Origin of the sequence: Amycolatopsis sp. La24 (genome assembly GCF_029087445.1) — a bacterium.
GTDB classification, from domain to species: Bacteria; Actinomycetota; Actinomycetes; order Mycobacteriales; family Pseudonocardiaceae; genus Amycolatopsis; species Amycolatopsis nivea.
Map to the genome: position 1 here is coordinate 1 of NZ_JARACH010000097.1, position 23,357 is coordinate 23,357.

Below are 23,357 nucleotides of genomic sequence, written 5' to 3' on the forward strand. Positions count from 1 at the left end.
GTGACTACGGCGCGGGGGTGCTTGTCAAGGCGGGAAAGATGCCTTGACAAGCACCCCCGCGCCGTGTTTTTGGCTGTGTATCGGGGTTGCGGGGGTGTGGGTGCCTTGATTCGTTGGGTGCGTCGGCTGCGGTGGGTGCGCGGCTTATGTGGTTGGTTGCGGTGGGTTTCGCGGGTTGCGGTTTAGCGCCCCAATGTGGCATTGGGTGCATCCTGCGCACCCAATGTGGCGTTCGGTGCATCTGACGCACCCAATGCCGCATTGGGGCGCATCGCGGGTGCCCGGCGGGCGGGGCGCCGGCGGTCCGTGAAGGGCTCCTTGAGGGAATCTGAGTCCGTGAAGGGGTCCCTCACGGCGTGCGGGAGGTGCGGGAGGCGAGTGAGGGGAACCCTGGGGGAATCAGAGTCAATGAGGGTTCCCCTCACGTACCTTCGTCAGCGGCCTTGGAAGTCTGGCTTGCGTTTTTCCGTGAAGGCCCTCGGGCCTTCCTTCGCGTCGGCGGAGGCGAAGACTTCGATGCCGTACTTGGCGTCCAGTTTGAAGGCTTCTTCCTCGTGCATGCCCTCGGTGTCGCGGATGGTCTTGAGGATCGCGCGTATCGCGAGGGGGCCGTTGTCGTTGATCAGTTCAGCGAGTTCCAGCGCGCGAGCCAGCGCTTGACCGTCGGGGACGACGTGGCCTACCAGGCCTATGTCGCGTGCCTCCGCGGCGGTGATGTGCCTGCCGGTGAGGAGGAGGTCGGCGGCGACGGTGTACGGGATCTGCCTGGGCAGCCGCACGGCTGAGCCGCCCATCGGGAACAGGCCCCAGCGGGGTTCGGAGACGCCGAATTTCGCGCTCTCGGCGGCTACCCGGATGTCCGTGCCCTGCAGGATTTCCGTGCCGCCCGCGATGGCCGGGCCTTCGACGGCGGCGATGAGCGGTTTGGTGAGGCGGCGGCCCTTCAGCAGGCCCTCGATGCGGCTCGGGTCGAAGGAGCCGTTCGAGAAGGACTTGTCGGGGGCGTTGCGGGACATGGATTTCAGGTCCGCACCAGCGCAGAACGCGCCGCCGGCACCGGTGAGGACGCAGCTGCGCACCTGGTCGTCCGAGTCTACCCGGTCCCAGGCCTCGACCATGATCGAAAGCATTTCGCCGGTGAGGGCGTTGCGGGCTTCCGGGCGGTTCATCGTCACCACGAGCGTGCGGCCTTCGAGGCTGACGAGTGCGTGGGGTTCGGCCACCGGGGCCTCCTTCTCAGCTGGCCGGGGTCATTGCCCAGAACGATAACATGTTCTACTTTGGGTGCGTGGCACTCAACATCGCGGATCTACTCGAGCACGCCGTCGACGCCGTGCCGGAACGCGTCGCGGTCGTGTGCGGCGGACGCCAGGTCACCTTCGCGCAGCTGGAGAAACGCGCGAACCGGCTGGCGCACCATCTGTCCGCGCACGGCGTGGGACCCGGTTCCCACATCGGTGTCTATTCCCGGAACTCCATCGAGGCGCTGGAAGCCATGTTCGCCGCGTACAAGCTGCGCGCGATCGCGGTGAACGTGAACTACCGCTACGTCCACGGAGAACTCCGCTATCTGTTCACCAATGCCGACCTGGTGGCGCTGGTGCACGAGCGGCGCTACTCCGACCGGGTGGCGGCGGTGCTGCCGGAAACGCCAAAACTGAAACACGTTGTAGTCGTCGAGGACGGGTCGGACACGCCGTACGAGACGGGCGTCGAGTACGAGTCGGCGCTCGAGGGCGAGTCGGACGAACGCGACTTCGGCGAGCGCAGCGCCGACGATCTGTACATCCTCTACACCGGCGGCACCACCGGTTACCCCAAGGGCGTGCTGTGGCGGCACGAGGACATTTGGCGCGCGCTTGGCGGCGGCATCAACTTCGTCACCGGCGAGTACGTCCCGGACGAATGGACGCTCAGCGAACAAGGCAAATCCGGTTCGCTCGTGCGCCTGCCCGCCGCGCCGTTGATCCACGGGGCCGCGCAGTGGGCCGCGTTCGGTGCGCTGTTCACCGGCAGTCCGGTGGTCTTCGTCCCGCAGTTCGACGCGCACGACGTGTGGCGCGCGGTGCAGGAACACAAGGTGCAGGTGCTGACGATCGTCGGCGACGCGATGGCGCGGCCGCTCGTGGACGCGTACCGCTCCGGCGAGTACGACGCGTCGTCGCTGGTCGCGGTGTCGAGTCACGCGGCGCTGTTCTCGCATTCGGTGAAGCAGGAATTCCTCGAGATGCTGCCGAACGTCGTGATCACCGACGCGATCGGTTCGTCGGAGAGCGGGTTCACCGGAATCGGCATGGTGGGCAAGGATTCCGACCATTCCGCCGGGCCGCGGGTGAACTTCGGCAAGGACGCCATCCTGCTCGACGACGACGGCAACCTGGTCGAACCGAAACCCGGCGCGATCGGGCTGATCGGCCGTCGCGGGCACGTTCCGCTCGGCTATTACGGCGACCCGGAGAAAAGCCGCACCATCTTCACCGAGATCGACGGCGTCCGCTACGTCGTGCCCGGCGACTACGCGCGCTACGAGGAAGACGGCACGGTCACGTTGCTGGGCCGGGGATCGCAGTGCGTGAACACCGGCGGCGAAAAGGTGTATCCCGAAGAAGTCGAGGGCGCGCTGAAATCGCATCCGGACGTTTTCGACGCGCTGGTCATCGGCATCCCGGACGACCGGCTCGGCCAGCGCGTCGCCGCCGTCGTCCAGCCGCGTCCCGGCGTGCGGCCGGATCTGGCCGCGTTGGAAGCGCACGTGCGGACCGAGGTCGCCGGGTACAAGGTGCCGCGAACGGTGTGGCTGGCCGAGGAAATCGGCCGTTCGCCGAGCGGAAAACCGGATTATCCGTGGGCCCAGCGGTACGCCGCCGAACACGAACCCGCCTAGGAGGGCGCATGCGCACATCGTTGTGCGACCGGTTCGGCATCGAGGTGCCGATCTTCGGATTCACCCCGTCGGAACACGTCGCGGCCGCGATCAGCCGCGCGGGCGGCATGGGCGTGCTGGGCTGCGTCCGGTTCAACGACGCCGCCGAACTCGACGCGGTGCTGTCCTGGATGGACGAGAACACCGACGGAAAGCCTTACGGCGTCGACATCGTGATGCCGGCGAAGATCCCGTCCGAAGGCACCCAGACCGACCTGAACGAGCTGATCCCGCCGGGACATCGGGAATTTGTCGATAAAGTGCTGAAGGACCTCGCGGTCCCGCCGCTGCCCGACGACACCGACGAACGCGCCGGGGTGCTGGGCTGGCTGCACTCGGTCGCCCGGTCCCATGTGGACGTCGCGCTGAACCACCGGATCAGCCTGATCGCCAACGCACTGGGTTCGCCCCCGGTCGACGTGATCACCCGCGCCCACGACGCGGGTGTTCCGGTGGCAGCGCTGGCAGGCAAGGGCTCGCACGCGGCTCGGCACGTCGACAACGGCGTGGATCTCGTTGTCGCACAAGGACACGAGGCAGGCGGCCACACCGGCGAGATCGCGACCATGGTGCTGGTGCCGGAAATCGTGGACGCCGTCGGCGACCGCGCCCCGGTCCTGGCAGCCGGAGGAATCGGCTCCGGCCGCCAGGTCGCCGCCGCGCTGGCACTGGGCGCTTCGGGTGCGTGGATGGGCTCGTACTGGCTCGCGACGCAGGAGTACCTCCAGACGATGCCCGAATCGGAGGCGATGCAGGACGCACTGGTCGCGGCGACCTCCGCGGACACCGTCCGGACGCGGATCTACACCGGCAAGCCGGCCCGCCTGCTGAAGACCCGCTGGACGGAGGCCTGGGCGGCGCCGGGTGCGCCGGAACCGCTGCCGATGCCGTTGCAGAACCTGCTGGTTTCCCACGCGCACAACCGGATCCACGCCGCCGCGGACCCGTCGGTGGTGTCGATGCCGGTTGGCCAGATCGTCGGCAGGATGAACCGGGTCCGCCCGGTGGCCGAGGTGATGGCGGATATGGTGCAGGGGTTCGACGAGACGGTTTCCCGGCTGGACAAGCTCCGCTGAATCAGAACAATGTGGACAGCTCCCAGGCGGCGGTGACACCCGCGACGGCCAACGGTGGCGCTTTCGCTGCGGCTCTGGCCAGCGAGCGAAACAGCAACACGACGCTGCGGTCTCCCAAGCCCGCCAGATGAGCGATCCCGTCGCCGTAGGCATAGGCAAACGGAATGGGAACGGTGCCCTCGCGGCGGCGGGATCGGCTGACCCAGTACTCCGGCAGCAGGAACAGGGCAGCGGCTAGGGAAACGCAGTCGCGGACAGGTTCGACCAGAAGGTGCAACACAACGGGGAGGAGGAACCGGACCGCGAGACAGACGACGGCGATGACAAGCGCCGCGGTGACGAGTCCGTGGAGGAACGCCGCTCCCGTCATGTGTCGCTCGCTTCGGCGGACGAGGCCAAGTGGGGTGTCTGCTGGCTGCCCTCGCCGCTCCGCTGTGCGCCGAACGGCAGCGCACGAGCGTCGTCGGTGCCGGTCAGGACCTTCCTGACGGTGGCCTGCATCCAGTGCATCGCGACCCGGACCTCGTCGTCGAGCTGCCAGCGGTCCATCGCGTCCGATCTGACGAGTTCGTTGATGAAATCCAGGACGTCCTTGCGGTGGGTGTCGCGCTCCGAGACCAGAGCCCGGACGACAGGTTCGACGTTGCGCGGATTCTGTGCCAACTGCAAAGCGAACTGGTCGATGTCCCCGTTCTCGATGAGTTTCTTGAAGGCGCGCACCTCGGCTTCGAGCCGCAGGTTGCGTTCGGTCTGCGCATCCATGCGGAGCCGTGCGTGGACGGAGGTCCGGATCCCGCAGCCGGCCAGGAAGCGCTTGGAGTCGAAAGCCGCGTTGACCGCCTTCTCGGCGGTTTCGACATCGGTGGCGGCCAATGCCCTGCTCGCTTGCCGGAGGTCGTCGAGCAGTTGCGGGACCAGCAGCCGGCGGATGTCCCGGATTCCCTCGACCACGACCGTCTTCGGCTTCTCGACCTGCCACTGCACATCCACTTCGGTGCGGAAGACGAACGCGTCGCCGGAACTGGGGAGAGTGATGTCCAAAGTGAGGTTGCGCAGCGACATGTCGACGTCGTACACCGCTCGGTATCCGCCCCAGACCAGTTCTCCGGTCGTCGGCTGGGCCGGCCAGGCGAAGGCGTCGAGACTGCCGTCGCCTTTCACGAAGACCCGAGCGACCCAGGGGCGGTGGATCGCCCGCTTCCGGGCGAAACCGAGGCGGCTGACGCGCTCGGCCGCGATAATCGGCGCGTAAGCGGAACTGGGCAGAGTGCGGACCGCCGGGTTGTAGTTCTCCGCGGCTGCTTCGAGCCAGTCGGGGGCTGGGGCCGGAGCGGCCGATGTGTCGTTCTCGTGGTTTTCGGTCATGCCGCCACCCTCGTTCGTTCGCGTTCGTCGATCTGCGTGCTCAATCGCGTCGCGACGTCCGGGCGGAGCGGATCTGCCCAGTCGTCGCGCAGCCGTCTGATCAGATATTTCAGCCGCTGAGCGTCGCCGTCCCGGGCCACCAGGCGGCCCAGGAACTCGGCGAGCACGTCCAGCAGCGTCGCGTCGCGTTCAGCCGAGCGAACCCATCGGGCCAGCAAGACCCTCGCCAGGAAGTCGCTTTCGCGGGACCTCAAGGCTTTTCCGAGCAGTTCGGCAACCCGCCGGGCGAGGTCGGCGTTCTCCGCGCACAACGCGGGAAGCAGCGGCCACCGTTCCGAGCCGGGCGGCAGGGCCGGGCGGTCGTCCCCGAGCGACACGGACAGGTGATCGAGTTCGTAGGCATAGAAGTTGGCGAGATGTTCGATGCTGATCAGCGCGAGCCGCCGGAGGCTGCTGCGACTGCTGGCCAGCCATATCCGGAGATGGTCCAGGACTTCCGAGACCATCCCGAACGCGAACAGTTTGGCCACGCTGTAGCCTGCCGTCCAGACGATCTCCTGTTCGCCGCCCGAGGCGAACGGCTTGGCACGTTCCGACGGAGTGCCCAGTACCCGAAGTTCCTCAAGTGCGGTGGCGATCCGTTTGCGCCCCAGGGCGTAGCCGTAAGCTATCGCGGTCGTCTGTCGTTGCTCCAGAGTCCCGTGACGGCGCCAGTGCCGGAGCCGTTCGAGGACTGCGGGTTCTACGCTTTCGTCGCGCGCGGCTTGATCCAACGCGATGGCTGCCGAACGGCGCCGGACCGACTTCCAGCCGAACTCCTCGCCCGATTCGGAGTCCGGCGCGATCATTTTCGTGAACACGTCGACGAAATCGAGCCTGCCGAGATAACCGACGACCTGGGCAGCGCGGACCCACACCATCGTCCGCCTGTCTTTGCCGAGTTCCTGCAGCCAGGGGCCGAGCGCGTTCCGGAGCCGGTGGTGGTGCTGCCAGACATGGTTGAGGATCGCCTTCGGGTAGCGCGGATCCTCGAACTCCAGCATTTCCATGGGAATCAGCTCGTGCCGGAAGGTCGCGCAGCCTTCGACGACCTTCGCACGCAGCGCGGGCAGCCGGCTTGCCGGATCGTCAGCGAACAGCGACAGATCCTCTTGCGGCTTGTCCTTCGGATCCTCTCCGCCAGCAGCGAAGCGCAGGCTCAACAGGTCGGCGGCTTCGGCCACCAATGAGTAGGGCGTCCCGTTGAGCACCGCCAGCGCGATCCGGAAGGCGGCGAGCCGCAGCGCTTCCTTGAGCTCCGTGCCGGGTCCGAGCCCGACCAGGTCGCCGAACCATTCAGCGACCTGGATGTCCACGGCTTGCCGGCCGCCCTCTCGCACCTTCTCCTCGGGAATGATCCCCCGTGCGTGCTGGGTGAGGAGCCTCGCCATCCAGACCGACTCGGACGGGGTCGGACACGGCCCGAGCGCGGCCGACACCCAGGCCTTCCGGCACAGCCGAAGCAGCTTCTCCTCGAGGTCGGCCGGATCGTCTGAAACTGTCTCGTGCCGGATGTGATTCCGCAGGAGGTCAGCAGAATCAGGTGCCTGATAGCCGACGGCGTATCCCCCGAACGAGCGGGCATGCCGCGGATCTCCGGCGGCGACGAGCACGCAGTAGGACCGGGATTCGTCGAGTTTGCTCCGGAGCTGGTCGAGGATCGTCTCGGTCAGTCCGCCGCTGACCCTGGCGGGCAGCTCCACCAGATAACCGGCGTCGTCCTTCGCGAAGCTGCCGTTGGTCAGCGATTTCGCGGTCTTGCCGCATTCCCACCGGAAAACGCGGCCCGGCACGAGCTCGTCGAGCAGGTGCAGCGCGGTGGTGACCCGGCCGGTTCCCGGCTGGCCGCGCAGCAGCAGCACGCGCCGTGTTTCAAGCGTTTCGCGCAGGTCCCGGTAGGACTCCACGGTGACGTACCGTTGCCTGACCCAGCGGAGCAACTCCTCCGGCACAGCGCCGACTGTGTGGGCCACCTTCTGCCCGACGACGATGTCGTATCGGTCGCCGACATGCATGGTGCCGATCGTGGCGGTGCGGATGGTCGAGGTCGGTCCGCGCCGCGTGTTATCGGGCTCGAGAAATTTCTCTCCGGCGAAGAGAGCGTCGTTCACCTCTCGCCCGTTCTCATTCGAGAGGTGTTTCTCGTCATCCGAGCCGGTATTCGGCGTCGCCGCGGAAGGCGGCTTGTCGGTGCCGGGCGGGGTGGCTGGTTCCGACGCTGGCTGGGGCGCGGCGTTGTCGTCAGTCATCCCATCCGCCCGTACCGGTAGACCGTCCCGGTGATGTGGTCCCCGTGAATGGTGGCTTGACCGATGTTGGAGACCGGCCCGCTGTGCGGCGTGGCGGCCGGTACCCACGCGGGCACGGGCGACGGCCGGTCCGCGCGCGGCTCAGGAGGGACGGCGTAGCCGTGGACTCGGAGCCATGAATCCGGCTCGGTGCCGACTTTGCGGAAGCTTTCCGGGGCCACCATTCGAGCCGACGACCCGACGACGAACCGCTGGTGCACCACGCCGGTCATGACCAGTACTGCGTGCGTGTCCGCGACTCCGGTGAGAATCGCGGTAGCAGCTTCGCCGCAAGCCAACTGTCGTGCGGTGGCGAGGTCGTTGTCGAGTGCGATTCCGACGGATACCGCGGGGCTCCCGGCGTCGGCGAGCGCTTGCGTCAAGCGGTCCACCCAGACCCCGAGCACAATACCTCCCGTGGCTGGTGCCGAAAGCGGGACGATGAAGTCGTTGCCTCCGCCGGAGATCTTCTCGACGTCGGAGATCCCGGCGGCGTCGAAAGAAGCGAGCGCCGCGCGGCGAATCGAATCCGCGAGAGCGGCGGGAGCGTCGGGCCGTCGAACGCAGACGGCGAGTGCCTGAGGACTGGTCAATCTGGACAGCTGATCGGCGCTGGCTCCAGGAACCCGGACCCACGCCGTGGCTCGAAATCCTTTGTCCGGTGTGTCGACGACGACCTCGGTGAAGTCATCGGGAGACAGGTCGGTGAACAGTTGCCTCACTGAGTCGCGGTAGATGGTCTCCGAGACGACTTGGACCAGGTTCGCGTCGGGAACGGCCTCCAGCGCGGCTCGAACAGGAGCCGCGTCGAGGAGGCGGCCCACCACGACGGGACCCTGTGAGGCGTAGCCGCAGGCCGCGGGCATCGCGCTGCCGTGATGGATCGCCAGCCGGAGCCGGAGCCGGTTTTCCGACCGCCGAGACGAGTTGAAACGTGAGAGCCGGGCGTCCAGCTCCCGTACGAACGGGTCGACGAGGGCCAGTTCGGCTTTGCTGTCGTGGACGAGCGCCAGGAAGCCGTCGCCGCTGTCTTGCCTTTCCCATGCCGCCGGGTCGAGGCCGGCGGCTTCCGCGGCCGAGTTCACCGCTGAGGCAAGAACTTCCTGGAGCTCTGCCTGCTGACGCCCGTCGCGGCCGCCGTACTGCCATGCATCGACGGCGACGAACAACACCCTCGAGAATTCCCTGTTGTCCGGCAACTGTCCTCCTTGACCGCGCTCAGCGAGCCAGTCCTATGACTCTGAGTTCTCAACTGTGCGGCACATCGGGGTCGCAGATCCCGTATTGAGACGGGTTCTGGCGTTCGAGTAGTCCGAATCGGGTCAACCGGGCCAGATCGCCGACCACGATCCGTCGGGATCTCCGTCGGACCAGACCGGATCGACGCAGTCTGCGCAGAGCTTTCTCGCACGTGGCGAGCGCGACCCCGGCCAGCGACGCGATTTCAGGCTGAGTCAACGCCGCCTGCAGCTCCCACCCGTCCGGAGTGCGCACTCCGTGCGCAGCGGCGATTTCGGCGAGGGCTTGGCTGACCCGAGCCGACGCGGGGTACGCGATGAATTCCGCGCGGCGGGCGTCGGACGCGTGCAATTGCGCGTTCAGCCGGCCCGCCATGGCCGCCCAGCCGTCCGGATTGCGCTGGAAGAAGTCCTGCAGATGCGCGCCGCTGATCGATCTCGCGAGGACGGGAGTACAGGCCACCACGTTCGTCGGATGCCGGCGCTCAAGCAGTTCGCCGAGCAGGTCCCCGCGGCCCCGCAGGGCCAGGACGACCGGCCTGCCGAGTTCCGTGTGGACGACGATTTTCGTCAGTCCGTCGAGCAGCAGCAGAACGCGATGGCTTTCCTCGCCCTGCCGGAATATCTGCTGCCGGGCGCGATAAGTCACGGTGGTGCCGAGCTCGAGAATGCCCTCCCTGGTCCGGGTGGACATCCGGCCGAGCAGGCTGTCGGCGGGCCAAGACTGATCGTTCAGCGCCACTCCTTCGCCGAACCGGCCGGGCGCTCGCCCGGACGGGTGCCGGTCAACGTCTCCACGGTCGTCGCGGTAAGCCGGTCAGGACCTCGTCGCAAGACGGGATTCGGCCGGAAAGCCGCCGCACGACGGGGTCTCCGCTCCAGACGAACGGGATGATCGGGAAAACCGTGAGGAGTGCAACGATGAGACATTCCCGGAGGAAGGTCCCGGCGGGCTTGTCCGGGCGGGCAGAAGCAGAACTCGACATCGTGCTGACGACAGTGTCGTCGTTTCAGGGCGCGGTGCAGCACGCCGACGACAAGGCTCGGACGCTGGTGTCCGTGCTCGCGATGATCACCGCGATGGCGACTGCCCAGCTCGGCTTGCTCGGCACCGCTCATCCGCCCGCGGTATCTCGGTTCGTTGTGACAGCCGTCTTGGTGTGCTTCGCGGCGGCTTACGTTTTTTCCGCGGTACACCTTGTCCAGGCCATCTGGCCGAGAACGGGCTCCCCGGCTCCCGACAATCAGTTTGCGTTTCCCAGCGTGGCTGTCGGCGCAGTCGAGGCAAGACCGCGTTCCGTCCGCGATCAAAGAACTCAGGCAGGAGACCTGGCTCTGTTGCTGGCGAGGTTGGCGATGCGCAAACACCGGCACGTTCGGTGTGCGTTGGCCGGGATTTGCGTCCTGCTGGCAAGCGGTCCTGGCCTTCTGCTGCTCGCCGCGCTGGGGTGACTTGCCGATCAACCTTCGGCGAGGGCGGCGAGCCGGGACCGGTCGCGAATACGCAGCCGGCGGTACCCGGTCTCGACGACGTTTTCCCGGCGGAGCTGAGCCAGCGCGCGATGGACGGTCGGCTCGGCGGCGCCGACGAGCGCCGCAAGTTCAGGTTGGGTCAGCGATACGCCGAGTTCGAGATCTTCACCTGCTGGGATCCCGTATGACAACGACAGCTCGATCAATACTCGCGCCAGCCGGATCCGGACCTCCCGGCTGCCGAAGTCGATGCGGCGGCGGGTGGCCCAGCGCAGTTTCGCCCCCACGTTGGTCGTCACGGCGAGTGCGGCTTCGGGGACCTGGCTGAGGAACCGGCGGAACTCCGCCTGGGAGAAGATCCGCGCCCGGACTCGCCCTGCCGCGGTCACCGTCGCAGTCCTCGGCTGACTGTCCATCGCGGCGAGTTCGCCGACCAGGTCCCCGCCGACCCGGATCGCGAGGAGAGCCAGCTCGCCTTCGGGTGTCGTCCCCGTGACCTTCACACAGCCGTCGAGCAGGAGACAGACGTGAGTGGTCGGATCGCCTTCCCGGACGAGCACGGTTCCGGGCGTGAATTCTCGCGCGGTGCCGAGTTCAAGGAATGCCGACCGGGTCCTGGGCGGCAGTCCCGCCAGGAAGCTCCCCTTCGGGAAACGGACGTCTGGTTCGCTCACCGTGATACCCCCCCCCTCACCCCAAGCGGATCCTATGGCGCGAGAGGGGACCAACCAAGTCGGATGTTCACACTGAGCGGCGCGCAGGTTTTGACGATGTTTCGGATTACCGCAGGCGCTGCTTGACGAAGAGGGCGGCCCGGTCGAGGGCTTGCCCTGCTTCGTCGAGGGTGTCGGTGAAGGTTTGGAAGACGTGCGGGACGTCGGCGGTGATGTCGAGGATCACGTCGACGTCCGCCTCGCGGGCGCGTTCTGCCAGCCGGACCGAGTCGTCCAGCAGGACCTCGTTCGTGCCGACCTGCAGCAGGAGCGGCGGGAAGCCGGTCAAGTCGGCGTGGACCGCCGGGGCGAGGAGCGGCTGGGCCGGGTCCGCGCCTGCCAAGTACAGCTTGCCGGTCTTGCGCAAGCTTTCCCTGGTGAAGAAGGGGTCGGCGGCTTCCTTGTCCACCATGGACGCTCCGGAATGCGTGTGGTCGAGTCCCGCTGAGAACGCGACGATCCCGGCGGGCATCGGCAGCCCCGCGTCGCGTGCGGCGAGGGTGGTGGTGACGGAGAGGCCGCCGCCCGCGGAGTCGCCGGCGAAGACGATCGAGGACGGGTCGTTGTCTTCCAGGAGGCTGCGGTAGGCGGCGAGGCAGTCTTCGATCCCGGCCGGGAACGGGTGCTCGGGCGCGAGCTGGTAATCCAGCGACAGCGCGCGGATTCCGGTGCGCAGGACCAGGTTCGCGGTCAGCCCCATCGCGGTGTGCGGCGAACCCAGCGCGAACGATCCGCCGTGGAAGTACAGGATCGTGCCCGGCCGCGGCGTGCCCGGAGGTTCGACGAGGACGGCCGGTCTCCCGGCGAGCGTGACCGGAGTTTCGCGATGTTCGGCCGGCACGGGGTACTGGCTCATGAACGCGGCGAACCCGGCCCGCATCTGATCGATCGAAGTCGCTTCGGGCCGCTCCGGTGCGTTCCGCAGCTTCTCGTCCACCGCGCGGCGCTGTTCCCTGCTCATGGGGTCCCCTCAGGATTCCGTGGAAGTATATGCCAAGGCATCTAATGTTAGACTATATGCCATGGCAGGTACTTCGGCAAACGAGCAGTTCTTCGACCATCTCGTGCGCTGCGAGACCCGGATCTACAACGCGCTGACGGACGGCCTCAAGGCCGAGCACGGCATCGGCGCGTCGCAGTTCGAATTCCTGCAGTACCTGGGACGGCATCCGCGGTCGCGGGTCGCGGACCTCGCGGTGAACTTCGCCGTCGGGATCGGGGCGACCAGCAAGAGCGTCGACCGGCTCGAAGCACGTGGATGGGTGCGCCGGGTGCCGAACCCGGAGGACCGCCGGTCGTCGCTCCTCGAGCTGACCCCCGCCGGACGCGAGCTGGCCGAGGCGATGGAGAAGACGTTCCAGGACCAGCTCGAGCTGCTGATCGGCTCGGTGGTGGGGGAGGACCGGGTCGCGGATGTCGTCGCCGTGCTCGCCGAGCTGCGGGGGGTGCTGGAGGAGCGGGGAGCGGGGCTTCCGGCGGGTTAGGTTTCGCGGGTTCTGGTGGCGGGGTTGATTCCGGCGCGGCGGCGCGGAACTTGGCGAATCCGGGCGGGTTGCCAGGGTCGCGTCGCAGCCTTTGTCTCAGACGGAGGTTCGCGAGCCACGCCTTCCAGCAGCAGTCCAGGCCTCTCCGCTTCTGCGGCTTGCCCGGCACAACGCCGCGCAAGCCAGGCGCGGAACCCCAGCGGAGTCCCGCGCCCGGCTCGTCGGCGCAGGGGTCAGATCTTCCCGGCCGCCGCGGCGATGTCGGAGGCGAACGTGCTCACCTCGGTGTACACGCCGGGTGCGTGGGCCCTGGCGCAGCCGTCGCCCCAGCTGACGATGCCCACCTGGATCCATTCGCCCGCTCCGTCGCGGCGGAACATCGGGCCGCCGGAGTCGCCCTGGCAGGTGTCGACTCCGCCGGTGTCCAGCTTGCCCGCGCACAGTTCCGCGTCCGGCTTCAGGTCGGCGTAGTCGCCGCCCTGGGACTGGCACGTCGAGTCGTCCACGAAGGGGACCTCGGCCTTCAGCAGGTAGCGCTGCTGCGCGCCGCCTTCCTGGGCCGCGCCCCAGCCGGCGATGGTGAAGGTGCCGGAGTTGTTGTCGGCGTTCTTCGCGATCGGCAGCGTCGGGATTCCGCTCACCGGGCTCGCCAGCTTGATCAACGCCCAGTCGCCGCCGGTGGAGTCGTACGTCGGGGAGCGGTAGACGTAGGTCGAGCGCACCTTCTTCGCGCTCGAGCTCTGCAGATCGACCACGCCGAGCGTCGCGGTGATCGACGAGTCCGCTCCGGTGCGGTCGACGCAGTGCGCGGCGGTCAGCACGATCTGGTCGGTGTACAGCGCGCCGCCGCAGCCCATCGAAAGCCGGACCATCCACGGGAATTCCCCTTGGTCGGCGCGGGTCCCGCCGACGACCTGAGGCTCCGCACCCGGCGACGGCGGCGTCGACGCGACGGCGGGCGTCGCCAGTCCGGCGGCGGCCGCTAGTGCTGCCGCGCCTGCCAGTACTCGCGTGAGCATGCTGAAGTTTCGCTTGTCGGCCAAGGGGATTGTCCTTCCGGTGTCCACAGTGGAGCTTCCGCTCCCGGGGGCGGGGAGGTGTCGTGCGTGACGAATCGACTACACCAGAGCGGCGGTAAGTGGACAACCAACTTTCTTCGGATCTTTCGGATTCTTCACCGGATCCGGCAGATTTCGCCGCCGCAGACGACGCGAAAAAGCAGCCTTGACCTGGGGATGCGTGAGAATCGGAGTAACCCGCCGGAGACGGAGCGAGGGGGACTTTCGTGCACCGCCTGCCGCGTACGGGCCGGAATCCCGTGCGAGAAAGCCAAAACTCAGCGCGCAACCCCTCGGCGGCGCACCAAGTACGCCACGACGCCCAGCCCCAGCACCAAACACCCGCTGATCACCGAAGCGACCGGCAAACTGAACGCCAGCACCGCGCACCCCGCCAGCCCGCCGGCCGCGACCACCTTCGGCGCGGCTCCCTCGTCCCGGCGCAGCGTCAACGCCGAAGCGTTCGCCACGGCGTAATAAGCCAGCACCGCGAAGGAAGAAAACCCAATCGCACCACGCAAATCCGTCGTCGTCGCCAGTACCGCGACCACCACGCCCACCGCCAATTCAGCCCGGTGCGGCACCGAAAACCGAGGATGCACCGCAGCCAAGAACCGAGGCAGATGCCCGTCCCGCGCCATCGCGAGCGTCGTCCGCGAAACGCCCAGCACCAGCGCCAGCAACGATCCCAACGCGGCCACCACGGCACCGACACGAACCACGAGCGACAGCGACGGCACGGCCGAAGCGAGCGGATCGGGACTCGCGCCGATCCCGTCCGGCCCCAACGACACCAGCAGCACCACCGCCACCACGGCGTACACCACGAGCGTCAGTCCCAAAGCGAGCGGAATGGCCCGCGGAATCGTGCGGGCGGGATCGCGGACTTCCTCGCCCAGTGTGGCCAGCCGGGCGTAACCGGCGAATGCGAAGAACAGCAATCCGGCGGCCTCGAGCACTCCGCCGCCGTGAAACGGAGTCCACGGCGAAACGTGCGGGCCGGAAAATCCGAAAACCGCGACCAAGGCAAGCACGAGAAGGGTGATGCACACGATCACCCGGGTAGCCAAAGCGGACCGGTGCACGCCGAGATAGTTCACGCCGGTGACCAAACCGATCACGCCGACCGCGAGAATGCTCCGCCAGGGCTGCCCGAGCCCGGGCGCGGCGTAAGCGACGACGGTCAGCGTCATGGCCGCGCAGCTCGCCGTTTTCCCGGCGACGAAGCCCCAACCCGCTAAGTATCCCCAAAATTCACCCAGGCGAGCGCGTCCGTACACATACGTGCCACCGGATTCCGGATACAGCGCGGCAAGCCGGGCGGAAGAAGTCGAGTTGCAGTAGGCGACTAGCGCGGCCACAGCGAGCGCGGGCAGCAATCCCGCGCCCGCGGCGCGCGCGGCCGGGGCGAACGCGGCGAAAACGCCTGCGCCGATCATCGAACCGAGTCCGATGAATACGGCATCGGCGAGGCCTAACCGGCGGGCCAAAGGCATTGCGGGGTCCTTCCGTGGGGTCAGTTCGCGAGACAGCGAACCACGCGCCGCGCGTCTGGCATAGGCTCGGGTCTCATGCCCACGTCTTCGCCGCTGTCCCGCCTGTCCGCCGACGGACCGGTCCGCGACGGCATCCCGGATCACGGCCGCGTGCCGCGCTACTACGCGGTGAAGGTCGAGCTGCTGGCCGTCATCGCCGAGCTGGGCGAGGGGAGCGCGCTGCCCACGGAACGCGAACTGTGCGAACGGTTCGAGGTATCCCGCGCGACGGTCCGGCAGGCGGTCGGCGAGTTGGTCCTCGAAGGCAGGCTGTCGCGACGGCAGGGGAGCGGCACGTATGTCGCCGCGCCGAAGCTGGTCCAGCCGCTCGCGCTCGTCAGCTACACCGAAGGCCTGCGCCGCCAAGGAATCCGGCCCGGGCGCACGGTGATCACGCTCGAACGCCGCGCCGCGGGCACCGGACTGGCCGCCGACCTGCGGATCGAACCGGCCGCCGAGGTGATCCACCTGGAACGCGTCCTGCTGGCCGACGACGAACGCGTCGGCCTCGAATCGACCTTCCTCCGCGCCGACAGGTTCCCGACGCTGCCGGAGGATTTCGACCCGGAGCAGTCGCTGTACGCGTACCTGCGCGACGAACTGGGCGTCGTCTTCGACGGGGCCGAGGAACGTGTGGAGACCGTCCTCGCGACGCCGCGCGAGGCGCTGCTCATCGGCACGAACCCGGCGCTGCCGATGCTGCTGATGCACCGCGTGTCGTGGGGCCCGGACGGCGAGCCGTTCGAGCGGGTCCGGTCGCTTTACCGCGGGGACCGGCTAAGTTTCGTCACGCGACTGAGCCGCGTCGAGTAGCTGTCACAGTCCGCGCCGCCGGTTCGTTCCCTTCGCATCGAACGGAGGGACAACCATGGACATCGCATTGTGGACCGCGCAGGCGGCTCTCGCCTTGCTCTTCGCTTTGTCCGGCGTGCTGAAGTCGGCGATGTCGCGCGAGCGGCTGCTCGAAACGGGGCAAACCGGGGTGGCGGCCTATCCGATGCCGGTCGTGCGCTTCACCGCGATCTGCGAACTCCTCGCGGCGGCCGGTCTGCTCCTGCCCCGGCTGACCGGGATCGCCCCGGTGCTCACCGGGTGGGCGGCGGCCGGCCTGGCCGTGGTGATGATCGGGGCCATGGCGGGGCACGCGCGGCTGGCGGTCACGGAACACCGCCCGAAGGAGTACCGCAACGTCGCGGCGAATGTCGTGATCCTGGCGGTCTGCGTGTTCGTCGCAGTCGGCCGGCTCTGAAGATAACGGAACGGTAACTCATCCGGTCCAATATTCGAGGCTGCTTCACCTGGCGTTCCCCGTGCCGACAGGCTCCGTTGAGCGCGGGCGGCGACTGTTGCGGCCGTGCGAATCCTCATCGTTGGCGGCGGCGTGCTCGGCACCCAGCACGCCTGGCAGGCCGTGGAACGCGGCCACGAAGTCCTTCAGCTCGAACGCGAGCCGGAGGCGCGCGGAGCGTCCGTCCGCAACTTCGGGCTGGTCTGGGTCGGCGGGCGGGCCGCCGGTCCGGAGCTGGAGACGGCGGTGCGCGCCCGGGAACTGTGGGAGCGGATCGGCGAACGCGTGCCCGCGCTGGGCTTCCGGCCCAACGGCTCGCTGACGGTCGTCCGGACCGACGCCGAGCTGGCCGTCGCGCAGGAGGTCGTCGCCGGGCCGGAGGCGGCGGAGCGCGGCTTCAAGCTGCTCGACGCGAAGGAAACCCGGGCGCTGAACCCGGCTCTGCGCGGCAACTTCTCCGGCGCGCTGTGGTGCGAGCGCGACGCGGCGGTCGAACCGCGGACCGCGCAGCCTGCGCTCCGTGAAGCGCTCAAAGCGAGCGGGCGTTACCAGTGGCTGCCGGGCCGCGAGGTGCGGAACCTGACCGAAAACGGCGTCGTGGACGATCACGGCGAGCGCCACGAAGGCGACGTCGTGGTGTTCTGCACCGGCGCGTGGCTCGGCGGGCTGGTCCGCGAGATCGCGGGCGAGATCCCGGTGCGGCGGGTCCGGTTGCAGATGGCGCAGACCGAACCGCTCGACGAGCCGTTGCCCACCAGCGTCGCGGACGGCGACAGCTTCCGGTACTACCCGGCCTACCGCGGCGCCGCGCTCGACGCGATGAACGAAGGCCAGCCGCAGGGCGAAATCGCCGCGCAGAACGCGATGCAGCTGCTGATGGTGCAGCGTCGCGACGGCTCGCTCACCATCGGCGACACGCACGAGTACGCGCAGCCGTTCTCCTTCGACGTCACCGAAGACCCGTACGAACACCTCGCCGAAGTGGCGGGCGCCCTGCTCGGCCGTCCGCTGCCGCGAATCCGCCGCCGTTGGGCAGGCGTCTACGCGCAGGCAACCGACTCGGCCGCGGTGGTGCACCGGGAACGGTTGTCCGGCAACGCTTTCCTCGTCACCGGTCCTGGCGGCCGGGGAATGACCTGCTCGCCCGCAATCGCCGAAGACACCGCAAAGGAGCTGGACTGGTGACCACCGAACTCGTCGTGCTCGACATGGCCGGAACCACCGTCGCGGACGACGGACTCGTCGAACGCGCTTTTACCGCGGCGATCGCCGCCGCCGGAGTGTCCGAAGAGGACGATCGATACGCCGGAATGCTCGACTACGTCCGGGAAACCATGGGACAGTCGAAGATCACCGTATTCCGCGCGCTGCTCGGCGACGAAGATCTCGCCCAGCGCGCGAACGCCGAATTCGAGGGCTCGTACGGACGGCTGGTCGCGGCCGGGGAGTGCAAGCCGATCCCCGGTGCCGAGGAAACCATCCGCGGCCTGCGGGAGAACGGCATGCGGGTCGCGTTGACCACCGGATTCGCGCCCACGACGCAGCGCGCGCTGCTGGATGCGCTCGGCTGGCACGACCTCGCCGACCTCGCGCTCGCTCCCGGCGACGGCGTACGCGGCCGGCCGTATCCCGACCTGATCCTCGCCGTCGCGCTGAAACTGCAGGTCACCGACGTCCGCAACATCGCGGTGGTCGGCGACACCCCCACCGATGTCCGCACCGGTCTCGCCGCCGGCGCCGGAATCGCCGCCGGAGTGCTCACCGGCGCCAGCAACCGCGCCGACCTGGAAGCAGCAGGCGCGACCCACGTTCTCGACTCCGTCTCCGCCCTCCCCGCCGTACTCGAAGGAGCCACCCAGTCATGAGAATCCGGAAAGCGACCGTCGTCGCTCTCGTCGCGGCCCTCGCCGGCCTGCTGTCCGCGTGCGGCGGCACGGCGGGCGGCGCGTCCGGCGACCAGACCGTCACCGTGTACACCGCGGACGGGCTCGAGGACTGGTACAACGCCCGGTTCGCCGAGTTCAAGCAGCAGACCGGGATCACCGTCCAGGCCGTCACCGCCGGTTCCGCCGAGGTCGTTTCGCGCGTGGGCAAGGAAAAGGCCAACACTCAGGCCGACGTACTCGTGACGCTCCCGCCGTTCGTCCAGCAGGCGGCGAAGGAAGGCCTGCTCGCGGCGTCCGCGCCGAAGGGCGTCGACCAGGTTCCAACCGCGCAGAAGGACCCGCAGGGCCGCTACTACGCGATGATGAACAACTACCTGAGCTTCATCTACAACCCGCAGCAGGCAAACCCCACCCCGAAGACCTGGAACGACCTTCTCGACCCGAAGTACAAGGGCAAGCTCCAGTACTCGACGCCGGGCGAAGCGGGCGACGGCACCGCGGTGCTGCTGCAGGCCCAGCATGTGTTCGGCGACCAGGGCGCGCTCGATTACCTCGGCCGCTTGCAGGCGAACAATGTCGGGCCGTCGTCGTCCACCGGCAAGCTGCAGCCGAAGGTCGCGAAGGGCGAGATCCTGGTCGCCAACGGAGACCTGCAGATGAACCTCGCCGAGATCGACAAGAGCGGCGGGTTCTCGGTGTTCTTCCCGGCTGACGGGCAGGGCAAGCGGTCCACCTTCGCGCTGCCGTACTTCGCCGGTCTGGTCAACAACGCGCCGCACGCGGACAACGCGCGCAAGCTGCTCGACTTCCTGTTCTCCCCGGAAACCCAGGCGAAGGCCAGCGACGCGTACGGCATCCCGGCCCGCTCCGACGTCAAGCCGCAGGGCCCGAAGGCGGAGAAGATCACCGCCGCGATGTCCGGAGTGGACATTTGGACCCCGGACTGGAACTCCGTCCTCGGCCGTCTCGACGCCGACCTCGCCGCGTACCGGAAGGCCACCGGGCAGTGACTCCGGCAGTAGAGTTCCGCGGCGTATCCGTCCACTTCGGAGCGACGCAAGCGCTTGCCCCGCTGGATCTCTCGGTAGCGCGCGGCGAAACCCTCGCGCTGCTGGGACCGTCCGGATCCGGCAAGTCGACCGCGCTCAAGGCGCTGGCAGGGTTCCTTCGGCCGAGTGCCGGACGGGTGCTGCTCGACGGCCAGGACGTCACCGATCTGCCGCCGCATCGGCGCGGTCTCGGCGTGGTGGTGCAGAGCTACGCGCTGTTCCCGCACCAGCGGGTCGCCGACAATGTCGCGTTTGGACTGAAGGCGCGGAAGATGCGCCGGGCGGACGTCGCGAAGCGCGTCGGCGAGGTGCTGGAACTGGTCGGGATGAGCGAGTACGCGCGCCGGTATCCCCGTGAGCTGTCCGGCGGGCAGCAGCAGCGGGTCGCGCTGGCGCGGGCGCTCGCGATCCGGCCCAACGTGCTGTTGCTCGACGAGCCACTGTCCGCATTGGACGCCGCGCTGCGTGAGGACATGGTCGCGGAACTGCTGCGGCTGCGGGCCGAACTGCCGGACACGACGCTGATCTACGTCACCCACGATCAGAGCGAAGCGCTCGCGCTCGCCGACCGGATCGCGGTGCTGCGCGACTCCCGGCTGGTCGAACTCGGTCCATGCGAACAGCTTTACCGCCGTCCGGCGACCGAGTTCACCGCGAGCTTCCTCGGCGCGGCGAACTTGATCCCGGTCGAACTGGTGCGCGCGGACGGGACCGTCGCGACGGTCCGGCTGGCCGGACGCGAGCTGTCCGCCGAACCGTCCGGCACGCTTCAACCGGAGCGGCCGGTGGCGCTCGGCGTGCGTCCGCACCGGATTTCGGTCGGCGAACCCGGACCGGGCACCTTCCCCGCACTGGTGCGCGGCGTGCAGTGGCGCGGCTCCGGATACCGGCTCGACCTGCGGCTCACCGACGAGGTGTGCGACATCCGCGCCGAGGTGCCGGACAGTCCGGTGCTGCCCGCGGTCGGCGACCGGGTCGGGGTGTCCATTCCGGACGGTTGCCCGTTGGTGGGGGTGGGCGGATGACCGGCCTCGCCCTCGGCACCGCCGCGGTCGCCCCAGCTCGCCGCAGCACGCGGCCCCGCCGGTACCGGATCGGCTGGCTGCTTCTGCCCGCGATCGTGGTCGCCGGGTTCTTCGGCTATCCGCTGGTGCTGGTGATCCTGCAGTCGTTCACCGCGCAGGACGGCAGTTTCGGGCTTTCGGTGTGGACGCAAGTGCTGTCGTCGCCGGAATTCGGCCGCGCGGTGTGGCAGACGGTGTTGCTGGCCTTGGGTTCCACCGTCGGTTGCGTGTTGCTCGGCGGATTTCTCGCGTTGGTTGTCGCGTTCGTCCCGTTTCCCGGGGCGACGCTGCTCGCCCGCCTCGTGGACACGGTGCTGGCGTTCCCGTCGTTCCTGATCGCGCTGGCCTTCACCTTCCTCTACGGCGGCGCGGGAGTCTTCGGCACCGCCGGGTTTCTGTACTCGCCGTGGGGCGTCCTGCTCGCCGAGATCACCTTCTACACGCCGTTCGTGATGCGGCCCGCGCTTGCTGCGTTCAGCCAGGTTCCGTCGGCCCAACTGGACGTCGCGGCGAGCCTCGGCGCGCGGCCAGGCCGGGTGCTGTGGCGCGTGGTGCTGCCGGAAGCGGTGCCGTCGCTCGCGTCCGGTGCGTGTCTGGTGCTGCTGTTGACGATGAACGAATTCGGCATTGTGCTGTTCCTCGGCGCCAAGGGCGTCTCGACGTTGCCGATGCTGGTGTACGGCAAGGGAATCGTCACGTTCGACTTCCCGGCCGCGTCCGTGGTCGCGGTGGTGAACGTGGTGCTGTCGCTGGTGCTCTACACGGTTTACCGGCGAGTCGTCAGGGGAGGGGGCCGTCGTGCTGCTGTGGACGCGGCGTAGCCGGTTGCTGGTGTGGCTGGTGTTCGGCGTGGTTTTCCTCGGGGTGGTGGCCGCGCCGCTGGTGATGATCGTGCTGGCGTCGTTCGCCGGTAGTTGGACCGGTGTGCTGCCCAGCGGACTCACCGGGGCGCATTACGCCGACGCGCTGTCCGGCGAGACGTTCGCGAGCTTGTCGGTGAGCGTGCAGACCGGGGTGATCACGTCACTGGTCTCGGTGGTGCTCGGCACCTGGGCCGCGCTGGCCGTCGACCACGCGCCGCCGCGGCTGCGCCGGATCGCGGATTCGCTGTTCCACCTCCCGATCGCGGTGCCGTCGGTGGTGCTGGGGCTCGCGTTGCTGGTGGCGTTCAGCCGTCCGCCGGTGGCGTTCAACGGCACGCGCTGGATCGTCCTCGCCGGACACTTGATGATCCTGCTGCCCTTCGCGTACAGCACGGTTTCGGCCGCGCTGCAACGCGTTGATCCGCTGCTCGCGCAGGCCGCGGCGAGCCTCGGCGCGCGTCCGTTGCGGGTGCTGGTGCGCGTGCGGTTGCCGGTGCTGCTGCCCGCGATGTCGGCTTCGGCCGGTTTGGCGCTGGCGATGTCGATGGGCGAATTGGGCGCGACGATGATGCTGTACCCGCCCGACTGGCGGACGCTCCCGGCGACCATTTTCTCCCTCACTGACCGGGGACAGGTGTTTCTCGCGTCCGCGAGCACGGTGCTGTTGCTGGTGGTGACACTGGCCGGGGTGGTGCTGCTGGGGCTGGTGCGGGGGAAGGCTGCGGCCCGGTGAAATAGTTTCCCGCCCGGATGCAACCTTCCGGGGCGCGATTCCGTCCGCGTTGCATGCGGACTACAGGGAAAATCGTGGGAGCGAGCGCGCTGCTGCTGACGGTCGCGGCGTGCGGGGGCAACGGAACCGTGGCTGCGCCGGTTTCCTCGGGGCCGCCAGCTAGTTCGACGTCGGTTTCCTCGCCGCCGTCTTCTTCGCCGTCGGTGTCTCCGCCGCCGGTTTCAGCGCCGCCGAAGAGCCGTCCGACGCAGGGCGTGCCGCCGGGGGACACCGCGCCTGCGGCCGGGCAGATCAACGCTTCGGCCCTTCCGGCTGGCTATCCGCACGACGTCACGCTCGCCGAGGGCGGCTCGGTCGTGGTGATCCAGGCCGAGGAAGGCGGATGCGACAAGCTCAGCGCGAAGGCGGGGGAGCAGACGGCGACTCAGGTTGTCGTGCTGGTGACGCTCACCAAGGCGCCGCACGGGCAGATGTGTCCCATGCACATCCGGGAGATTTCGCTGCCGGTGCGGCTCGCCGCGCCGCTGGGCGGACGGGAATTGGTGCTGAAACCCGGTCCGTGAAGATCGGGTGCAACCCGGCGGGGCGGTCGGTCCGTCCAGGGATCATGAGGTACTCGACGAAGCTGATCGGAACGACACGACTGGCGGGCGCGGCACTGGTACTCACGATGGCAGCCGCGTGCGGCAGTCCGACGAGCATGGCGAACGCACCAGCGTCCGGGACCGAGACTGCGCCGCCGAGCGGCAGTGCTTCGGCGCCGCCGTCGTCGCCGGGCAAGCCCCAGTTCAACCCGCCCGCGGGGGCGGTGCGGGTTCCGGACAAGCAGGTGGACGGGGCTGCGTTGCCTAAGACGTTTCCCAAGGAGGTTTATTCGGACAGTGGGGGGAAGGTGCTTGTGGTGCGGGCTGAGGAAGGCGGGTGCGGGCATGCGCTCGGGTCCGCTGTGGAGCAGTCTGCGCAGCGGGTGGTGGTTGATTTGAGTGAGACCAAGGCGCAGACCGGACAGATGTGCACGATGGATTTGCGGCATCCGGTGATTTCGGTGCCGTTGGGGGCGCCGTTGGGGGAGAGGACTGTGGTGTTGAAGCAGTCTCCGCCTCGGTGAGGTTGTTGGGGTGACGGGTCGGACGGCTTCGTCGGGGGGTCGCGGCTCGTCGCCTGGCGGCGACATTGCGCCCTGAGTGGGGCCACCACCCCTCAGCCTGATTGTGACTACGGCGCGGAGGTGCTTGTCAAGGCGGGAAAGATGCCTTGACAAGCACCTCCGCGCCGTGGTTTT

At 68.4% G+C, this 23,357-nt stretch carries 23 protein-coding genes; 13 read left to right on the forward strand and 10 right to left on the reverse strand.

Going from position 1 to position 23,357, the window contains the following annotated elements; all coding sequences use genetic code 11:
* Nucleotides 1-434: 434 nt before the first annotated feature.
* Nucleotides 435-1,223 (reverse strand): crotonase/enoyl-CoA hydratase family protein, encoded by a 789-nt coding sequence (locus tag PUT80_RS44025; protein ID WP_134668185.1) that lies wholly within the window; start codon nucleotides 1,221-1,223, stop codon nucleotides 435-437.
* A gap of 65 nt (nucleotides 1,224-1,288) precedes the next feature.
* Between PUT80_RS44025 and PUT80_RS44030 the strand changes: the two genes are divergently transcribed.
* Together PUT80_RS44030 and PUT80_RS44035 are read left to right on the forward strand one after the other, a co-directional pair.
* Nucleotides 1,289-2,884, forward strand: a complete 1,596-nt coding sequence (locus tag PUT80_RS44030; RefSeq protein WP_199817435.1) for an acyl-CoA synthetase — start codon at nucleotides 1,289-1,291, stop codon at nucleotides 2,882-2,884.
* Nucleotides 2,885-2,892: 8 nt separating this feature from the next.
* The gene (locus tag PUT80_RS44035; protein ID WP_275295682.1) at nucleotides 2,893-3,999 is read left to right on the forward strand and encodes a nitronate monooxygenase family protein; all 1,107 of its coding nucleotides are present in this window, start codon (nucleotides 2,893-2,895) and stop codon (nucleotides 3,997-3,999) included.
* A gap of 1 nt (nucleotide 4,000) precedes the next feature.
* Here the strand turns inward: PUT80_RS44035 and PUT80_RS44040 are convergent, their stop codons facing one another.
* The 5 genes from PUT80_RS44040 to PUT80_RS44060 all read right to left on the reverse strand — a co-directional run bounded on the left by PUT80_RS44040 (nucleotide 4,001) and on the right by PUT80_RS44060 (nucleotide 9,671).
* A complete protein-coding gene (locus tag PUT80_RS44040; protein ID WP_275295683.1) occupies nucleotides 4,001-4,369 on the reverse strand; it encodes a hypothetical protein in 369 nt (122 codons plus the stop codon).
* Nucleotides 4,366-5,364: a hypothetical protein gene (locus PUT80_RS44045; RefSeq protein ID WP_275295684.1), complete on the reverse strand. Its 999-nt coding sequence runs from the start codon at nucleotides 5,362-5,364 to the stop codon at nucleotides 4,366-4,368. Before PUT80_RS44045 ends, PUT80_RS44040 begins: the two co-directional genes overlap by 4 nt.
* On the reverse strand, nucleotides 5,361-7,514 hold the full coding sequence (locus tag PUT80_RS44050) for a hypothetical protein (protein WP_275295685.1): 2,154 nt from the start codon (nucleotides 7,512-7,514) through the stop codon (nucleotides 5,361-5,363). The genes PUT80_RS44045 and PUT80_RS44050 overlap by 4 nt, the downstream gene beginning before the upstream one ends.
* Before the next feature lie 134 nt (nucleotides 7,515-7,648).
* Nucleotides 7,649-8,890, reverse strand: coding sequence for a hypothetical protein (locus PUT80_RS44055; RefSeq protein ID WP_275295686.1), 1,242 nt, complete (start codon nucleotides 8,888-8,890; stop codon nucleotides 7,649-7,651).
* 49 nt (nucleotides 8,891-8,939) lie between these two features.
* A complete protein-coding gene (locus PUT80_RS44060) occupies nucleotides 8,940-9,671 on the reverse strand; it encodes a Crp/Fnr family transcriptional regulator (protein ID WP_275295687.1) in 732 nt (243 codons plus the stop codon).
* 179 nt (nucleotides 9,672-9,850) lie between these two features.
* Here PUT80_RS44060 and PUT80_RS44065 point away from each other — a divergent pair, with 179 nt between their 5' ends.
* On the forward strand, nucleotides 9,851-10,381 hold the full coding sequence (locus tag PUT80_RS44065; protein ID WP_134731159.1) for a Pycsar system effector family protein: 531 nt from the start codon (nucleotides 9,851-9,853) through the stop codon (nucleotides 10,379-10,381).
* An 8-nt stretch (nucleotides 10,382-10,389) separates the two neighbouring features.
* Here the strand turns inward: PUT80_RS44065 and PUT80_RS44070 are convergent, their stop codons facing one another.
* Complete coding sequence (locus PUT80_RS44070; protein ID WP_275295688.1) at nucleotides 10,390-11,076, reverse strand: Crp/Fnr family transcriptional regulator; 687 nt, start codon at nucleotides 11,074-11,076, stop codon at nucleotides 10,390-10,392.
* A 106-nt stretch (nucleotides 11,077-11,182) separates the two neighbouring features.
* Nucleotides 11,183-12,076 (reverse strand): alpha/beta hydrolase, encoded by an 894-nt coding sequence (locus PUT80_RS44075; protein ID WP_275295689.1) that lies wholly within the window; start codon nucleotides 12,074-12,076, stop codon nucleotides 11,183-11,185.
* A 61-nt stretch (nucleotides 12,077-12,137) separates the two neighbouring features.
* Between PUT80_RS44075 and PUT80_RS44080 the strand changes: the two genes are divergently transcribed.
* Entirely contained in the window at nucleotides 12,138-12,599 is a 462-nt protein-coding gene (locus PUT80_RS44080) for a MarR family transcriptional regulator (protein WP_275295690.1), read from the forward strand.
* A gap of 233 nt (nucleotides 12,600-12,832) precedes the next feature.
* Here the strand turns inward: PUT80_RS44080 and PUT80_RS44085 are convergent, their stop codons facing one another.
* On the reverse strand, nucleotides 12,833-13,642 hold the full coding sequence (locus PUT80_RS44085; RefSeq protein WP_043829269.1) for a serine protease: 810 nt from the start codon (nucleotides 13,640-13,642) through the stop codon (nucleotides 12,833-12,835).
* A gap of 293 nt (nucleotides 13,643-13,935) precedes the next feature.
* Nucleotides 13,936-15,153, reverse strand: a complete 1,218-nt coding sequence (locus PUT80_RS44090) for an amino acid permease (RefSeq protein ID WP_275295691.1) — start codon at nucleotides 15,151-15,153, stop codon at nucleotides 13,936-13,938.
* A gap of 75 nt (nucleotides 15,154-15,228) precedes the next feature.
* On the opposite strand from PUT80_RS44090, the gene PUT80_RS44095 reads away from it, so the two are divergent.
* From PUT80_RS44095 to PUT80_RS44135, 9 genes are all read left to right on the forward strand, one after another.
* Nucleotides 15,229-16,005: a GntR family transcriptional regulator gene (locus tag PUT80_RS44095; RefSeq protein ID WP_043829271.1), complete on the forward strand. Its 777-nt coding sequence runs from the start codon at nucleotides 15,229-15,231 to the stop codon at nucleotides 16,003-16,005.
* 55 nt (nucleotides 16,006-16,060) lie between these two features.
* Complete coding sequence (locus PUT80_RS44100) at nucleotides 16,061-16,441, forward strand: DoxX family protein (RefSeq protein ID WP_275295692.1); 381 nt, start codon at nucleotides 16,061-16,063, stop codon at nucleotides 16,439-16,441.
* Between the two features lie 105 nt (nucleotides 16,442-16,546).
* Complete coding sequence (locus PUT80_RS44105; RefSeq protein WP_275295693.1) at nucleotides 16,547-17,665, forward strand: TIGR03364 family FAD-dependent oxidoreductase; 1,119 nt, start codon at nucleotides 16,547-16,549, stop codon at nucleotides 17,663-17,665.
* Nucleotides 17,659-18,345: a phosphonatase-like hydrolase gene (locus tag PUT80_RS44110; protein WP_275295698.1), complete on the forward strand. Its 687-nt coding sequence runs from the start codon at nucleotides 17,659-17,661 to the stop codon at nucleotides 18,343-18,345. Before PUT80_RS44105 ends, PUT80_RS44110 begins: the two co-directional genes overlap by 7 nt.
* Nucleotides 18,342-19,376 carry a 2-aminoethylphosphonate ABC transporter substrate-binding protein gene (locus PUT80_RS44115; protein WP_275295694.1) on the forward strand — a complete coding sequence of 345 codons (1,035 nt, stop codon included), beginning with the start codon at nucleotides 18,342-18,344 and terminating at the stop codon, nucleotides 19,374-19,376. Before PUT80_RS44110 ends, PUT80_RS44115 begins: the two co-directional genes overlap by 4 nt.
* The gene (locus PUT80_RS44120; protein WP_275295695.1) at nucleotides 19,373-20,440 is read left to right on the forward strand and encodes an ABC transporter ATP-binding protein; all 1,068 of its coding nucleotides are present in this window, start codon (nucleotides 19,373-19,375) and stop codon (nucleotides 20,438-20,440) included. The genes PUT80_RS44115 and PUT80_RS44120 overlap by 4 nt, the downstream gene beginning before the upstream one ends.
* Nucleotides 20,437-21,300 (forward strand): 2-aminoethylphosphonate ABC transporter permease subunit, encoded by an 864-nt coding sequence (locus PUT80_RS44125; protein WP_275295696.1) that lies wholly within the window; start codon nucleotides 20,437-20,439, stop codon nucleotides 21,298-21,300. Before PUT80_RS44120 ends, PUT80_RS44125 begins: the two co-directional genes overlap by 4 nt.
* Nucleotides 21,278-22,075 carry an ABC transporter permease subunit gene (locus tag PUT80_RS44130; RefSeq protein ID WP_275295697.1) on the forward strand — a complete coding sequence of 266 codons (798 nt, stop codon included), beginning with the start codon at nucleotides 21,278-21,280 and terminating at the stop codon, nucleotides 22,073-22,075. Before PUT80_RS44125 ends, PUT80_RS44130 begins: the two co-directional genes overlap by 23 nt.
* A gap of 74 nt (nucleotides 22,076-22,149) precedes the next feature.
* A complete protein-coding gene (locus tag PUT80_RS44135) occupies nucleotides 22,150-22,638 on the forward strand; it encodes a hypothetical protein (protein WP_238607532.1) in 489 nt (162 codons plus the stop codon).
* Nucleotides 22,639-23,357 lie beyond the last annotated feature (719 nt).